Below are 15752 nucleotides of genomic sequence, written 5' to 3' on the forward strand. Positions count from 1 at the left end.
GGAATATTCCGTCTGGCGGAAGGTACAAATGGGCGGGTGGGTGCTCACCCGTGAATTCCTCTGCCTCCCTCAGCTGTTCTTTCCGACCAGCGCGTAGGTCTGCGTCGCGATCTCCAATTCCTCGTCGGTCGGCACCACGGCGACCGCCACCCGGGCGTGCTCGGGCGAGACCAGCCGCGGCCCGTCGCCGCGCGCGGCGTTCAGCTCGCCGTCGATCGCCAGGCCCAGCCCCTCCAGGCCCGCCACCGCGGCTTCCCGCACCGGTGCGGCGTTCTCGCCGACCCCGGCCGTGAAGGCGACCGCGTCCACCCGTCCGAGCACGGCGTAATAGGCGCCGATGTACTTCTTCAGACGGTGAATGTAGATGTCGAAGGCGAGTCGCGCCCGTTCGTCACCCCCGTCGATACGACGGCGGATCTCCCGCATGTCGTTGTCCCCGCAGAGGCCGATCAGGCCGCTCCTCTTGTTGAGGAGAGTGTCGATCTCGTCGGCGGACATTCCGCCAACGCGCATCAAATGGAAGATGACGGCCGGGTCCATGTCGCCGGAACGCGTACCCATCACCAGGCCCTCCAAAGGGGTGAGCCCCATGGAGGTGTCCACGCACTTCCCGCCCCGTACGGCGGAGGCGGACGCGCCGTTGCCCAGGTGCAGCACGATCACGTTGACCTCGGAGGGGTCCTTGCCGAGCAGCCCGGCCGTCATCCGGGAGACGTAGGCGTGCGAGGTGCCGTGGAAGCCGTAGCGGCGGATGCGGTGCTCGTCGGCGGTCTCGACGTCGATGGCGTAGCGGGCGGCCGACTCCGGCATCGTCGTGTGGAAGGCGGTGTCGAAGACGGCGACCTGCGGCAGGTCCGGGCGCAGCGCCAGGGTGGTGCGGATGCCGGCGAGGTTGGCCGGGTTGTGCAGCGGGGCGACCGGGATGAGCCGCTCGATCTCGGCGAGGACGGCGTCGTCGATGACGGTCGGCGCGGTGAAGCGCTTCCCGCCGTGCACCACCCGGTGCCCGATGGCGGCCAGCTCGGGCGAGTCCAGGCCCAGCCCGTCGGCGGCCAGCTCCTCCGCCACCATCTTCAGGGCGGCCTCGTGGTCGGCTATCGGGCCGGTGCGCTCCCGGGGCCCGCCGCCGTGCAGCGGGGTGTGCCTGAACCGGGAGACCCGCTCGCCGATCCGCTCGACGAGGCCCGTCGCCAGCCGGCGTTCGTCGCGCATGTCGAGCAATTGGTACTTCACCGACGAGGAGCCGGAGTTGAGGACGAGGACGCGGGTCGAGCTCACTGGGCGGTCGCCTTCTCGCTGGGGGACTGCTGGGCCTGGATCGCCGTGATGGCGACGGTGTTGACGATGTCCTGGACGAGGGCGCCGCGGGACAGGTCGTTGACCGGCTTGCGCAGGCCCTGCAGGACCGGGCCGACGGCGATGGCGCCGGCCGAGCGCTGCACGGCCTTGTAGGTGTTGTTGCCGGTGTTGAGGTCGGGGAAGACCAGCACGGTGGCCTGCCCGGCGACCTCGGAGCCGGGCAGCTTGGTCGCGGCGACGGACGGCTCGACGGCCGCGTCGTACTGGATCGGGCCCTCGATCCTCAGGTCGGGCCGGCGCGAGCGGACGATCTCCGTCGCCTCGCGCACCTTGTCGACGTCCGCGCCGGAGCCGGAGGTGCCGGTGGAGTACGACAGCATCGCGATCCGCGGCTCCACGCCGAACCGGGCGGCGGTGGCGGCGGACTGGACGGCGATGTCGGCGAGCTGCTCGGCGTTCGGGTCGGGATTGACGGCGCAGTCGCCGTAGACCAGGACCTTGTCGGCCAGGCACATGAAGAACACGGACGACACGATCGAGGCGTCCGGCCTGGTCTTGATGATCTCGAAGGAGGGCCGGATGGTGGCGGCCGTGGAGTGCACGGAGCCCGAGACCATGCCGTCGGCCAGGCCCTCCTGCACCATCAGGGTGCCGAAGTAGTTCACGTCGGAGACGACGTCGTAGGCCAGCTCGACGGTGACGCCCTTGTGGGCGCGCAGGGCGGCGTACTTCTCGGCGAAGGCGTCGCGCAGGTCGCTGCCGGCCGGGTCAATCAGCTGGGAGTCGCCGAGGTCGATGCCGAGGTCGGCGGCCCTCTTGCGGATCCGGTCCACGGGGCCGAGCAGGGTCAGGTCGCACACGCCCCGGCGCAGCAGCACCTCGGCGGCGCGCAGCACGCGCTCCTCGGTGCCCTCGGGCAGCACCACGCGGCGCTTGTCGGAGCGGGCCTGCTCCAGCAGCTTGTGCTCGAACATCATCGGGGTGACCCGGTCGCTGCTGGGCGCGGAGACCCGGCGGGCGAGCTCGGCGGTGTCGGTGTGGCGCTCGAACAGGCCGAGCGCGGTCTCCGCCTTGCGCGGGGTGGCCGCGTTCAGCTTGCCCTCCAGGGAGAACAGCCGCGCGGCGGTGGGGAAGCTGTTGCCGGACACCGACAGCACCGGTGTGCCGGGGGCGAGGCGGGCGGCCAGGGTGAGGATGTCGTCGCCCGGCACCTCGTCCAGGGTGAGCAGCACACCGGCTATCGGCGGGGTGCCGGCGCTGTGCGCGGCCAGCGAGCCGACGACCAGGTCGGCGCGGTCGCCCGGGGTGACGACGAGGCAGCCGGGGGTCAGCGCGCCCAGGAAGTTCGGCAGCATCGCGCCGCCGAAGACGAAGTCGAGCGCGTCGCGGGCGAGCCCGGCGTCGTCGCCGAGGAGCACCTTGGCGTCCAGGGCGTGGGCGATCTGGGCGACCGTCGGCGCGGACAGCGCGGGCTCGTCGGGCAGCACCCAGCACGGCACCGGCAGCCGGGAGGCGAGCCGCTCGGCGATCTCGTCCCGGTCCTCGCGGGCGACCCGGTTGGCGATCATGGCCAGGACGTCGCAGCCCAGCCCGTCGTAGGCGCGGAAGGCGTTGCGGGTCTCGGCGAGGACGGACTCCGCGGTCTGCTCGCGTCCGCCGACCACCGGGATCACCGAGGCGCCGAACTCGTTGGCGAGCCGGGCGTTGAGCGCCAGCTCGTCGGGGAGCTGGGTGCCGGCGAAGTCGGTGCCGAGGACGAGCACCACGTCGTAGTCGCGGGCGACCAGGCGGAAGCGGTCCACCAGCGCCGACACCAGCTCGTCCGTGCCCTGCTCGGCCTGGAGGGCGGACGCCCGCCGGTAGTCCATGCCGTACACGGTCGCCGGGTCCTGCGACAGCCGGTAGCGGGCGCGCAGCAGCTCGAAGAGGCGGTCGGGCCCGTCGTGGACGAGGGGGCGGAACACGCCGACCCGGTCGACCTGCCGGGTGAGGAGTTCCATGACCCCCAGTTCGACGACCTGGCGGCCGTCGCCGCGGTCGATGCCGGTCACGTACACGCTGCGCGTCACGCGTGCTCTCCGTTTCCTCCGAGGGACACCCTGCGAGACGACATTGTCCGATGGGTACCGCTTCGTGTACAAAAATCGCCCACCGAGGTGAGCGGGACCCTCTTGACACTACCTCCGTCGGCAGATAAAGCGCCCGTCAGTGAAGAGCAGGTAAGAGGGGAGGGGCACAGCGGGGCGGACGGGGAGGAATCGGCACCGTTCCGGGAGACGTGAAAGAATCGAAGCCGGCTCACCGGTACCGACAGCGAGCAGGAGACACAGCACGATGCGCATCGGAGTCCTCACCGCAGGCGGCGACTGCCCCGGCCTGAACGCAGTGATCCGGTCGGTCGTGCACCGAGCGGTCGCCCAGTACGACGACGAGGTCATCGGATTCGAGGACGGCTACGCCGGTCTGCTGGACGGCCGCTACCGCACCCTCGACCTGAACGCGGTCAGCGGCATCCTGGCCCGCGGCGGCACCATACTCGGCTCCTCCCGCCTGGAGCGCGACCGGCTGCGCGAGGCGTGCGAGAACGCCGCCGACATCGCCCGCGACTTCGGCATCGACGCGCTCATCCCGATCGGCGGCGAGGGCACGCTCACGGCGGCCCGGATGCTGTCGGAGGCGGGTCTGCCGGTGGTCGGCGTGCCGAAGACCATCGACAACGACATCTCCTCCACCGACCGCACCTTCGGCTTCGACACCGCCGTCGGCGTCGCCACGGAGGCGATGGACCGCCTGAAGACCACCGCCGAGTCCCACCAGCGGGTCATGGTCGTGGAGGTCATGGGCCGCCACGCGGGCTGGATCGCCCTGGAGTCCGGCATGGCGGCGGGCGCGCACGGCATCTGCCTGCCCGAGCGGCCCTTCGACCCCGCCGACCTGGTGAAGATGGTCGAGGAGCGCTTCGCCCGCGGCAAAAGGTTCGCGGTCATCTGCGTCGCCGAGGGCGCCCACCCCGCCGACGGCACCATGGACTACGGCAAGGGCGCGATCGACCAGTACGGACACGAGCGCTTCCAGGGCATCGGCACGGCGCTGGCGCACGAACTGGAGAAGCGGCTCGGCAAGGAGGCCAAGCCGGTCATCCTCGGCCACGTCCAGCGCGGCGGCACGCCGACCGCGTACGACCGGGTGCTCGCCACCCGCTTCGGCTGGCACGCGGTGGAGGCCGCGCACCGCGGCGAATTCGGCATGATGACCGCGCTGCGCGGCACCGACATCGTGATGGTGCCGCTGGCGGAGGCGGTCACCGAGCTGAAGACCGTGCCGAAGGACCGGATGGACGAGGCCGAGTCGGTCTTCTAGGGCCTTTCGTTCGGATCGGGTCGGATCAGGGAGCGGGACCTGGTGCCGTGCATCGCAAGGCGGAGGAGGGCGCCATGGCAACCGACGACAACGCGGCGAGGCACGGCACCAGGCCCCGCGAGCCCGGCATGATCCGAACGAGAGGCCCTAGTCCCGCGACGGGCAGCGTCCGCCCGTCGGGGAGCGGCGTCCGGCGCGTGCCCCCGGTGCGCCGGCCGGAAGCCCTCGTACCGGACGTGCCCGGGCTTTCGTCCGGTGCGGCGGGAGCGCGTGCCGGGTCCCGCGACGCGGCGCGCGTCGCCCGCCGGGGGGAGGGCCGGCGCACGGCCGCGCCGCGGGGCCGGGGCGGCCACGGGCCGTTCGGCCGGGACCGCGGAGTGCGGGAACGCGCGGCCCCGGCGGCTGCCGAAGGCGCACGGCCCCGGTCACCCCTTCACCGCCCCGCCCAGCGCGAAGCCGCCGCCCAGCCGCCGGGAGATCAGCACGTACAGCAGGATCACCGGCGTCGAGTACACGACCGAGAACGCCGCCAGCTGCCCGTACGCCACCATGCCCCGGTTGCCGAAGAACTCGTTGATGCTCACCGACGCCGGCATCCGGTCCGGGGTGAGCAGCAGCATGAAGGGGACGAAGAAGTTCCCCCACATCATCACGAACGAGAACACCGTCACCACCGCGACCCCCGGCCCCATCAGCGGCAGCACGATCCGCGTCAGGGACTGCAGCGGGGACGCGCCGTCGGTCCACGCCGCCTCCTCCAGCTCCTTCGGGACGCCGTCCATGAAGTTCTTCATCAGCCAGATGGCGAAGGGGAGCTGGGAGGCGGCGAAGAAGAAGATCGTTCCCTGTGCCGTGTCGATCAGGTTCACCCGGACGAACAGGGCGTAGACCGGCACCATGATCGCGGTGATCGGCAGGCTCGTCGCGAACAGGATCGTCAGCAGGAAGGGCCGGTTCAGGCGCGAGCGGAACCGCGACAGCGGATACGCCGCGAGCGCCGCGCACGCCACCGTCAGCGCCGTCGCGCCCCCGCACAGGATCAGGCTGTTCAGCAGGGGCGTGAAGGTGACCTCCTCGGTGAGGATCGCCTCGAAGTGGGCCGTCGTGAGACCGTCGGGCGCCTTCACGCGCAGGCCGGCGCGCGGGTCCACCGCGGACAGCGCCACCCACAGCAGGGGCAGCGCGAACGCCGCGGCGGCCACCAGCAGCCCCGTGTCGGCGGCCAGCCGGCGCCGGAAGCGGCGGGAGGCGAGTGCGCGGGCCATGGGCGTCACACCTCCGTCCGCAGCAGCCGCAGGTACACCACCGAGAACAGCGAGCCGATCAGCAACAGCAGCAGCGCCACCGCCGTGCCGTACCCGATCAGGCTGTTCCGGAACGCCTGCTCGTACATGAACAGCGGCAGCGTCTGGCTCCTGCCGCTCGGACCGCCGCGGGTCATCACCCAGATCAGTCCGAACACCGACAGCGTCTGGAGGGTGTTGAGCATGAGGTTGGTGGCGATGGAGCGGCGGATCATCGGCAGCGTCACGTGCCACAGCCGGCGCCGGCCGCCGGCGCCGTCGATCTCCGCGGCCTCGGTGACCTCCTGGGGGATCTCGTCCAGCGCGGCCGAGTAGACCAGCATCGAGAACGCCGTGCCCCGCCAGACGTTGGCGAAGGACACCGCGAGGATCGGCAGCGTGAACAGCCAGTTCTGGGAGGGCAGATGCAGCCATTCCAGGATCGCGTTGAGGGTGCCCTCGCGGCGGAAGAACGCGTACAGCAGGAACCCGGCGACCACCTCCGGCAGCATCCACGCGGTGATCACGACACCGCCCGCCAGCGTGCGCACCGGTTTGGAGGCGCGCCGCATCAGCGCGGCCAGCGCCAGTCCCAGGGCGTTCTGCCCGATCAGCGACGACACCACCGTGAACACCAGCGTCAGCCACACGGCGTCGAGGAACGCCTCGTCCCGGAACGCCCGGCGGAAGTTGTCGAACCCGACGAACGACTCCTCGGCCTGGCCGGTCAGTTGCAGGTCGGTGAAGGCGATGGCGACGCAGTAGGCGATCGGCCCCGCGAGGAAGAGGAGCAGCAGGACGAGGGCGGGGGAGAGGGGAAGCGCCCGGAGCAGGGACCGGCGCGCTCCGCTCACTTCTCGACCACCTGGTCGCCGGTGGCCTCCCTCAGCGCCTCGTCGTAGCCGCGCGCCGCCTCCTCCACCGACTTCTCACCCGTCGTCACGGCCTCCATGGCCTCCTGGACGGCGACCGAGACCCTCGGGTACGCCGGATAGGCGGGCCGGTAGTGCGTGTGGGCGACGAGGCCGGTGAAGAACTCGGTGCCGGGCTGGGCGCCGGTGTAGGCGGGGTCCCCCGCGACGTCCTCGCGGACCGCGATGCCGGAGTTGGCGACGTACCACTTGCGGGCGTTGTCCTTGGTCTGCATCGTCTTGACGAACGCGAACGCCAGGTCGGGGTTGGCCGCCTTGGCCGGGATCGCCCAGGCCCAGCCGCCCGACATGCTGACCTTGCCGGGGGCCTGCCCGTGCTGGGTGGGCATGGCGGCCAGCCCCAGCTCCTCCGGCCACTCGGGCCACTCGTGCCCGCTGCCCTCCAGCCAGTCCTGCGGCAGCCAGGAGCCGTCCAGGGCGATGCCCAGCTTCCCCTCGGGCAGCAGCTCGCCGCGCACCGCGGTGGCGAAGTTGGGGTCGAGCGCGTCGGCGACGTCCGGGCCGAGCTTCTCCCGGTAGACCGTCTCGACGAAGGCGAGGGCGTCCTCGAAGCCCCGGCTCCCGGTGATCCACTTCTTGGCGTTCCTGTCGTACAGCGGGTCGGCGGTGCCGTCGCCCGTGCCGTACAGCAGCATCTGGAAGCCCTGCATGGTGGCGGCCTCACCGGCGGGTTTGCCGGTGTAGACGTTGAGCGGGACGACGCCGGGCACCTTCTCCTTGATGGTGCGGGCGGCGGCGAGCAGGTCGTCCCAGTCCTTCGGCTGCCAGTCGGCGGGCAGCCCGGCCCTGGCGAAGACGTCCTTGCGGAACCACAACCCGCGGGTGTCCGTGCCGTCCGGGACGCCGTACGTCTTCCCGTCCTCGCCCCTGACCGCCGCCTTCGCCGTGCCGATGAACCGGTCCCAGTCCTTCCACTTCGCCAGGTAGGGGTCGAGCGGTTTCAGATATCCGCTGGTGATGTCCGAGTTGATGAGGAAGGTGTCCTCGTACACCAGGTCCGGGGCGGTCTTGGGGGAGCGGAGCATCTGCTGGAGCTTGGTGTAGTACTCCGAGTCCGGGGCCTTGATCGGGACGAACTCGACCTTCTTGCCGGGGTGGGCCTTCTCGAACTGCTCCTTGATGTCCGCGAGGTAAGTGTCCATCACCTTCACGGAGTTGTCCGTGGACTGCTTGAAGGAGACCCTCAGCGTGTCCGGGTCGCTGCCGGAGCCGCCGCAGGCGGCCAGGGAGGACAGGGTGACGAGGGCGACGAGCGTGGTGAGCGGAGCGGTGGGGCGCACGGGCACGACCTCCTACGGGCACACGTCGTTGTGGCCGGGGCGCTGCCTGGTGAACGTAAGAGGGGCGGTCCGGCCGGGTCAATGCGTGTGCGGTGCGCAGCCGGTGCCTAGGGCCTCTCGTTCGGAGCATGCCGGGCTCGCGGGGCCTGGTGCCGTGCCCCGCCGCGTTGTCGTCGGTTGCCATGGCTCCGCCATGGCGCCCTCCTCCGCCTTGCGATGCACGGCACCAGGTCCCGCTCCCTGATCCGACCTGATCCAAACGAAAGACCCTAGTGTCCCCGTCCGGCCTCCCGGACCCACCGGTACACCAGCTCGGGCCGCCCCACCTGTCCGTACAGCGGGCTGCGCCCCGCCCGTCCCGCCTCCACCAGGTGCTCCAGGTACCGCCGGGCCGTGATCCGGGAGATGCCCACGACCCGGGCCAGGCCCGACGCCGTCAGGCCCTCGGCGGTGTCCCGCAGGGCCGCGCTCACCCGTTCCAGCGTCGGGGCGCTCAGGCCCTTGGGGAGGGCCGCCGGACTTGGGGCGCGCAGGGTGGCCAGGGCGCGGTCGACCTCCTCCTGGCCGCTCGCCTCGCCGGCCGCGCCGCGGAACTCGGCGTACCGCAGCAGGCGGTCCCGCAGGGTGGCGAAGGTGAACGGCTTCAGGACGTACTGGACGACGCCCAGCGACACCCCTTCGCGCACCATCGCCAGGTCCCGCGCCGACGTCACGGCGATCACGTCGGCGCGGGACCCGCCCGCCCGCAGCGTGCGGGCCAGCTGCAGCCCGTGCACGTCCGGCAGGTGCAGGTCGAGCAGGAGCAGGTCCACCGGCGTACGCTCCAGCAGGCGCCGGGCCTCGGCGCCGGTGTGGGCCTTGCCGACGGCCGCGAAGCCCGGGACGCGGCCGACGTACAGCACGTGCGCATCCGCCGCGACGGGATCGTCCTCGACGACCAGGACGCGTATCGGCTGTTCACCGGACACGGGCCTCCCCTTCCGTCGGCACCCCGGCGCGCAGCGGCAGCCGTGCCTCGAACACCGCGCCGCCCCCGTCGGCCGCCGCCACCGACAGGACGCCCTCGTGCCGGTGCACCGCCTGCCGTACCAGCGCCAGGCCCAGCCCGCGCCCGTCCGGCCCGGCCGGCTTGGTGGTGAAACCCCGCTGGAAGACCAGGTCCGCCTGGGCGGGGTCCACGCCCGTGCCGGTGTCCGCCACCCGCAGGACCAGTTCGGTGCCGTCGCGCGTGTAGGCCGTGACCGTGACCCGGGCCCGCTCGCTGCCCTGGGCCGCGTCCATCGCATTGTCGATCAGGTTGCCGAGGATGGTCACCAGGTCCCGGGCGGGCAGGGACGGCGGCAGCAGCCCGTCGTCCAGGCGGCTGTCCGGCGACACCACCAGCTCCACGCCCCGCTCGTTGGCCTGGGCCGTCTTGCCCAGCAGCAGCGCCGCCAGCACCGGCTCGCTCACCGCGGCCACCACCTGGTCGGTCAGCGCCTGCGCCAGTTCCAGCTCGGCGGTGGCGAACGCGACGGCCTCCTCGGCGCGGCCCAGCTCGATCAGCGACACCACCGTGTGCAGCCGGTTCGCGGCCTCGTGCGCCTGCGCCCGCAGCGCCTGGGTGAAGCCGCGCTCGGAGTCCAGCTCGCCCATCAGCGACTGGAGTTCGGTCACGTCGCGCAGGGTGACGATGGTGCCGCGGCGCTCACCGCCCGACACCGGCGAGGTGTTGACCACGACCACCCGGTCGGCGGTCGGGTGCACCTCGTCCACGCGCGGCTCGGACGCCAGCAGCGCCCCCGTCAGCCGCGCCGGCAGCCCGAGGTCGGCGACGGGCCGGCCGATCACGTCGTCCTGGGCGCGCAGGCCGAGCAGCTCCCGGCCGCCGTCGTTGATCAGCGCGATCCGGTACCGGCCGTCCAGCATCAGCAGCCCCTCGCGCACCGCGTGCAGGGCGGCCTGGTGGTAGTCGTGCATCCGGCTGAGCTCGGCGGCGTTCATGCCGTGGGTGTGCCGGCGCAGCCGGGCGTTGACGACGTAGGTGCCGACCGCGCCGAGGGCGAGGGCCCCGGCGGCGACGCCGATCAGCGCGGCGAGCTGGGACCGCACCCGCTTGCTGATCTCCTCCACCTTGATGCCGGCGCTGACCAGGCCGACGACCCGGCCGCCGTCCCGGACGGGCGCGACCGCCCGGACCGAGGGGCCGAGCGTGCCCGTGTAGGTCTCGGTGAAGGTGTCCCCCTTGAGCGCGGGTCCGATGTGGCCGCGGAAGCGGCGTCCGATCTGCCCGGTGTCGGGGTGGGTCCAGCGGATGCCCCGCGGGCTCATGATCGTCACGAAGTCGACGTCGGTGTCGCGCATGATCCGCAGTGCGTACGGCTGGAGGTCCGCCGTCGGATCGGGGGTGCGGATCGCCTCCCGCACGGACGCGGAGTCGGCGATCGCCCGGGCCACCGCCGCGGCCTGCCGGCCGGCCGCGTCCTCGGCCTGCGCCTGGTCGCTGACGTAGGAGAACAGTGCGTACCCGGCGACGACCACGGCGATCAGCACGGCCTGCACGGCGAAGAGCTGGCCGGCCAGGCTGCGGGGTCGGGGAATGGACAGGCGCATGCCGCCAGTCTGCCTCTTGGATGATCGGTGAACTAAATGAACGGAAGGGTGACCGCGCCCGTACGGCGGGAGATAGTCACGGCGACCCCCGGCCCGGGCCCTCAGCTGCCCGGGAACCCCGGATCCCCCGGACGTGAGCCGCACGCCGGTGACACCGACGACGTCGTCAAGGAGGGCCGCCGTGACCAGCGCAGCCGATACGGCACCTGCCGCGCCGAAGACCAAGCGGGACCGCACGCACTACCTCTACATCGCGGTGATCGTCGCGGTCGCCCTCGGCATCGCCGTGGGGCTGGCCGCGCCGGACTTCGCGGTCGGGCTGAAGCCGATCGGCACCGGGTTCGTCAACCTGATCAAGATGATGATCTCGCCGATCATCTTCTGCACGATCGTGCTGGGCATCGGATCGGTGCGCAAGGCCGCCAAGGTCGGTGCCGTCGGCGGGATCGCCCTGGCCTACTTCCTGGTGATGTCGCTGGTGGCCCTCGCCATCGGCCTGGTCGTCGGCAACATCCTGGACCCCGGCACCGGCCTGGCGGTCACCGACGCCGTCAAGGAGACGGGCCACGCGCAGGTCGACGCCGAGGCCAAGGACACCACCGAGTTCCTGCTCGGCATCATCCCGACCACCATCGTGTCCGCCTTCACCGGCGGCGAGGTGCTCCAGACCCTGCTGGTCGCCCTGCTCTGCGGCTTCGCGCTCCAGGCGATGGGTCCGGCCGGACAGCCCGTCCTGCGCGGCATCGAGCACATCCAGCGGCTGGTCTTCCGCGTCCTGGCGATGGTGATGTGGGCCGCCCCCCTCGGCGCGTTCGGCGCCATGGCCGCCGTCACCGGCTCCGCCGGCGTCGACGCGCTCAAGAGCCTCGCCGTGCTGATGCTCGGCTTCTACGTCACCTGCGTGCTGTTCGTCTTCGTGGTGCTCGGCGCGCTGCTGCGGATCGTCTCCGGCGTCAACGCCTTCTCGCTCTTCAAGTACCTGGGCCGCGAGTTCCTGCTGATCCTGTCCACGTCCTCCTCGGAGTCGGCGCTGCCGCGCCTGATCGCCAAGATGGAGCACCTGGGCGTCAGCAAGCCGGTGGTCGGCATCACCGTCCCCACCGGCTACTCCTTCAACCTCGACGGCACCATGATCTACATGACCATGGCCTCGCTGTTCATCGCCGACGCCATGGGCACCCCGATGTCGGTCGGCGAGCAGATCCCGCTGCTGCTGTTCCTGCTGGTCGCCTCCAAGGGCGCCGCCGGTGTCACCGGCGCGGGCCTGGCGACCCTGGCCGGCGGCCTGCAGTCGCACAAGCCCGCCCTGGTGGACGGCATCGGCCTGATCGTCGGCATCGACCGCTTCATGAGCGAGGCCCGCGCCCTGACCAACTTTGCGGGCAACGCCGTCGCCACCGTCCTGGTCGGCACCTGGACCAAGGAGATCGACAAGGAGCGGGTCGCGGAGGTCCTCGCCGGGCGGGTCCCCTTCGACGAGAAGACCCTCCTGGACGACGGCCACGGGGAGGCCCGCGCCGAGGCGTCCGAGCCGGACGGCGAGAAGGAACTGGCCAAGACCTGAGAGTCCTCCCCCCACCCGGGCGGTCCCCCGCCGCCCGGTCCCCCTGCCGCCCGGTCCCTCCGCGCTCCGCGGAGGGACCGGGCGGCACCTGTGTGCCCGGACCGCGCCCACGGTGCCGTGGTGCCGGGGCGCGCGGGCGGAACCACCGGTGGGCGGGCCGGAGCCGCCCTTGCCTTGACGTCGGCGTCAAGGGCTACGTTCGTCCGCATGCGAATCGGTGAGCTCGCCGCACGCGCCGGGACCACGACGCGCACGCTGCGGTACTACGAGGCGCGCGGACTGCTGTCCGCGCGGCGGGACGACAAGGGGCACCGGACCTACGACGAGCGCGACCTGCGGCTGCTGGAGCAGATCAGGACGCTGCGGGACTTCGGGTTCGAGCTGGAGGAGACCCGGCCCTTCGTGGAGTGCCTGCGCGCCGGGCACCCGGAGGGCGACTCCTGCCCGGCGTCGCTCGCGGTGTACCGGCGCAAGCTGGCGGAGCTGGACGCGCTGATCGGCGAGTTGCGGGGCGTGCGGGCGACGGTGGCGGCGCAGCTGGCGCGGGCGGAGTCGGTGCGCGACGAGCTGGCGGCCGAGGCGCTGGTTCCGGGGGGTCCGGAGCCGGTGTGCGAACTGGGAGGGTGAGGACGATGAGCAAGGCGAGGGGCGTGACCGAGGTGACGGACGAGAGTTTCGCGGCGGAGGTGATCGGGGCGGAGCTGCCGGTGCTGGTGGAGTTCACGGCCGACTGGTGCCCGCCCTGCCGGCAGATGGCGCCGGTGCTGGCCGCCCTGGCAGAGGAGGAGGCGGACCGGCTCCGCGTGGTCCAGCTCAACGTCGACGAGAATCCGGGCACCACCCACGCCTACAAGGTGCTGTCGATGCCGACGTTCATGGTCTTCCGCGACGGTGAGCCGGTGAAGTCCATGGTGGGCGCCCGGGCCAAGCGGCGGCTGCTCCAGGAACTGGCGGACGTCGTCTGAACCGGGACCGCGGCCGGACACACCGACATACACCGACGAAAAAATCCCCCGGACGCAATTGCGCCCGGGGGATCTCTTTGCGTATATTCAATCCTTCGCGATTCCAGTTAAATGGATCGCAAAAGAAGTCCAGTGGCCATAGTATATCCGGGCGGGAGCGGAATTGTCAAACACCGAATTTCCGGACGATGAATTGAGGCAGGAGCAGGAATTCATCGACGGGCTGTACGCGCGCGTGGACGCCCTGCGCGGCGACGCCGAGGCCTCCGTCACGGACGCCCTCGCCCAGGGCAGCACGCCCATGCAGGCCAGGCTGGAGCGGGACATCCTCGTCGCCGAGCGCTCCGGGCTGCTCGCCGCGCTGAACGCGGTCGACGGCTCGCTGTGCTTCGGCCGCATCGACCTCACCTCCGGGCGGACCCACCACATCGGACGCATCGGACTGCGCGCCGACGACGCCGAACGCACCCCGGTCCTCATCGACTGGCGCGCCGAGGTGGCCCGCCCCTTCTACCTGGCCACCGGCCACACCCCGATGGGCCTGCGCCGCCGCCGGCACATCGCCACCGAGGGGCGCACGGTCACGGCCCTGCACGACGAGATCCTCGACCTCGGCGACGAGACCCGCACCGGCCACGAGGACCCCTCCGGCGACGCCGTGCTGCTCGCCGCGCTGAACTCCGCGCGCACCGGCCGCATGGGCGACATCGTGCGGACCATCCAGGCCGACCAGGACCGCATCATCCGCGCCCCGCACCGCGGCGTGCTCGTCGTCGAGGGCGGCCCCGGCACCGGCAAGACGGCCGTCGCCCTGCACCGGGCGGCGTACCTGCTCTACGAGCACCGGGAGCTGCTCGCCAAGCGCGCCGTCCTCATCGTCGGCCCCAACCCCGCCTTCCTCGGCTACATCGGAGAGGTGCTGCCCTCCCTCGGCGAGACCGGCGTCCTGCTCGCCACCGTCGGCGAGCTGTTCCCCGGCGTGAGGGCGACGGCCGCGGACACGCCCGAGGCGGCGGCGGTCAAGGGCCGCGCCGGCATGGCGGACGTGCTCGCCGAGGTCGTCCGCAGCCGGCAGGCGCTGCCCGACCCGGTCATCGCCATCGAGCACGACCGCGAGGTCCTCATGCTCGACGACGGCCTGGTGAACGTCGCCCGCGAGCGCACCCGGGCCGCGAAGCTGCCGCACAACGTGGCCCGCGAGCACTTCGAGGGCCACATCCTCAACACCCTCACCGAGCTGTACGCCGAGCGCGTCGGCACCGACCCCTACGACGGCACCAGCCTGCTCGACGCCAGCGACATCACCCAGATCCGCGACGAACTCGCCGAGAACCCCGAGGTCTGGTCCGCCATCGACCGGCTGTGGCCCGTCCTGACCCCGCAGCGGCTCGTCGCGGACTTCCTCGCCGCGCCCGAGGCGTTCCTCCCCGAGGAGGACGCCGACGCGATCCGCCGCCCGGTCACCCGCGCCTGGACCACGGCGGACGTACCGCTGCTGGACGAGGCCGCCGAACTGCTCGGCGAGGACGACCGGACGGCCCGCGCCCGCGTCGAACGCGAGCGCCGGGAGCGGATCGCCTACGCGCAGGGCGTGCTGGACGTGTCGTACGCGTCCCGGACCTTCGAGTTCGAGGACAAGGAGGAGAGCGACCCGGAGGCCGCCGAGGTGCTCTCCGCGCACGACATCATCGACGCGGAGCGGTTCGCCGAACGCCAGGAGGAGGAGGACCACCGCAGCGCCGCCGAGCGCGCCGCGGCCGACCGCACCTGGGCGTTCGGGCACATCATCGTCGACGAGGCGCAGGAGCTGTCCCCGATGGCCTGGCGGCTGCTGATGCGCCGCTGCCCGACCCGCTCGATGACACTGGTCGGTGACCCGGCGCAGACCGCGGAGGCGGCCGGCGTCGGCTCCTGGGAGGAGATCCTCCGGCCCTACGTCGAGGACCGCTGGGAGCACACCCGCCTCGGCGTCAACTACCGCACCCCCGCCGAGATCATGGACCTGGCCGCGGCCGTGGTCCGCGCCGAGCACCCCGGCTTCGAGCCGCCGAGCTCGGTCCGTTCCACCGGCGTACGCCCCTGGATCCGCGCCACCGGCGACCTGCCGGCCGCCGTGGCCGAGGCGGTCGGCGAGCTCACCCCGGACGAGGGCCGCCTCGCCGTCATCGCCCCGCGCGAGCTGCACCGCGCGCTCGCGGCCCGCCTGGACGGCGTGACGGCAGGCGCCGAGCCCGACCTGACGCGGACCGTCGTCCTGCTCGACCCCCGCCAGTCCAAGGGACTGGAGTTCGACTCCGTCCTGGTCGTCGAACCCGGCCGCTACGGCACCAGCGACCTGTACGTGGCGCTGACCCGGGCCACCCAGCGGCTCGGCGTGCTGCACACCGGGCCGCTGCCGAAGGGACTGGCCGACGCGGCCGGATAGTGCCGCGGCGGACCGGCCGGCCCGGCGGTCCCGTCCGGGACCCGGCTTCCGG

12 protein-coding genes are annotated in these 15752 nt (G+C 72.1%); 5 read left to right on the forward strand and 7 right to left on the reverse strand.

Going from position 1 to position 15752, the window contains the following annotated elements; all coding sequences use genetic code 11:
• Positions 1-69: 69 nt before the first annotated feature.
• Both ACSU6Z_RS20515 and pta read right to left on the reverse strand, forming a co-directional pair.
• Positions 70-1278 (reverse strand): acetate kinase, encoded by a 1209-nt coding sequence (locus ACSU6Z_RS20515; RefSeq protein ID WP_437047629.1) that lies wholly within the window; start codon positions 1276-1278, stop codon positions 70-72.
• On the reverse strand, positions 1275-3368 hold the full coding sequence (gene pta / locus ACSU6Z_RS20520; RefSeq protein ID WP_437047631.1) for a phosphate acetyltransferase: 2094 nt from the start codon (positions 3366-3368) through the stop codon (positions 1275-1277). The genes ACSU6Z_RS20515 and pta overlap by 4 nt, the downstream gene beginning before the upstream one ends.
• A gap of 265 nt (positions 3369-3633) precedes the next feature.
• On the opposite strand from pta, the gene ACSU6Z_RS20525 reads away from it, so the two are divergent.
• Positions 3634-4659: an ATP-dependent 6-phosphofructokinase gene (locus tag ACSU6Z_RS20525; RefSeq protein WP_437047632.1), complete on the forward strand. Its 1026-nt coding sequence runs from the start codon at positions 3634-3636 to the stop codon at positions 4657-4659.
• Between the two features lie 425 nt (positions 4660-5084).
• Here the strand turns inward: ACSU6Z_RS20525 and ACSU6Z_RS20530 are convergent, their stop codons facing one another.
• From ACSU6Z_RS20530 to ACSU6Z_RS20550, 5 genes are all read right to left on the reverse strand, one after another.
• Complete coding sequence (locus ACSU6Z_RS20530; RefSeq protein WP_437047634.1) at positions 5085-5924, reverse strand: carbohydrate ABC transporter permease; 840 nt, start codon at positions 5922-5924, stop codon at positions 5085-5087.
• A gap of 5 nt (positions 5925-5929) precedes the next feature.
• A complete protein-coding gene (locus ACSU6Z_RS20535) occupies positions 5930-6796 on the reverse strand; it encodes a carbohydrate ABC transporter permease (RefSeq protein ID WP_437047636.1) in 867 nt (288 codons plus the stop codon).
• On the reverse strand, positions 6793-8154 hold the full coding sequence (locus tag ACSU6Z_RS20540) for an extracellular solute-binding protein (protein WP_437047637.1): 1362 nt from the start codon (positions 8152-8154) through the stop codon (positions 6793-6795). The genes ACSU6Z_RS20535 and ACSU6Z_RS20540 overlap by 4 nt, the downstream gene beginning before the upstream one ends.
• 269 nt (positions 8155-8423) lie before the next feature.
• Complete coding sequence (locus ACSU6Z_RS20545; RefSeq protein ID WP_437047638.1) at positions 8424-9122, reverse strand: response regulator; 699 nt, start codon at positions 9120-9122, stop codon at positions 8424-8426.
• Entirely contained in the window at positions 9112-10746 is a 1635-nt protein-coding gene (locus ACSU6Z_RS20550) for a sensor histidine kinase (protein ID WP_437047639.1), read from the reverse strand. The genes ACSU6Z_RS20545 and ACSU6Z_RS20550 overlap by 11 nt, the downstream gene beginning before the upstream one ends.
• 181 nt (positions 10747-10927) lie before the next feature.
• On the opposite strand from ACSU6Z_RS20550, the gene ACSU6Z_RS20555 reads away from it, so the two are divergent.
• From ACSU6Z_RS20555 to ACSU6Z_RS20570, 4 genes are all read left to right on the forward strand, one after another.
• A complete protein-coding gene (locus tag ACSU6Z_RS20555) occupies positions 10928-12310 on the forward strand; it encodes a cation:dicarboxylate symporter family transporter (RefSeq protein WP_437047641.1) in 1383 nt (460 codons plus the stop codon).
• A gap of 207 nt (positions 12311-12517) precedes the next feature.
• On the forward strand, positions 12518-12937 hold the full coding sequence (locus ACSU6Z_RS20560; RefSeq protein ID WP_437047643.1) for a MerR family transcriptional regulator: 420 nt from the start codon (positions 12518-12520) through the stop codon (positions 12935-12937).
• A 23-nt stretch (positions 12938-12960) separates the two neighbouring features.
• Positions 12961-13275, forward strand: a complete 315-nt coding sequence (gene trxA, locus ACSU6Z_RS20565; RefSeq protein ID WP_437050403.1) for a thioredoxin — start codon at positions 12961-12963, stop codon at positions 13273-13275.
• 193 nt (positions 13276-13468) lie between these two features.
• Positions 13469-15700: a HelD family protein gene (locus ACSU6Z_RS20570; protein ID WP_437047644.1), complete on the forward strand. Its 2232-nt coding sequence runs from the start codon at positions 13469-13471 to the stop codon at positions 15698-15700.
• Positions 15701-15752 lie beyond the last annotated feature (52 nt).

This window comes from Streptomyces sp. enrichment culture (assembly GCF_964273145.1).
Taxonomy (GTDB): Bacteria; Actinomycetota; Actinomycetes; order Streptomycetales; family Streptomycetaceae; genus Streptomyces.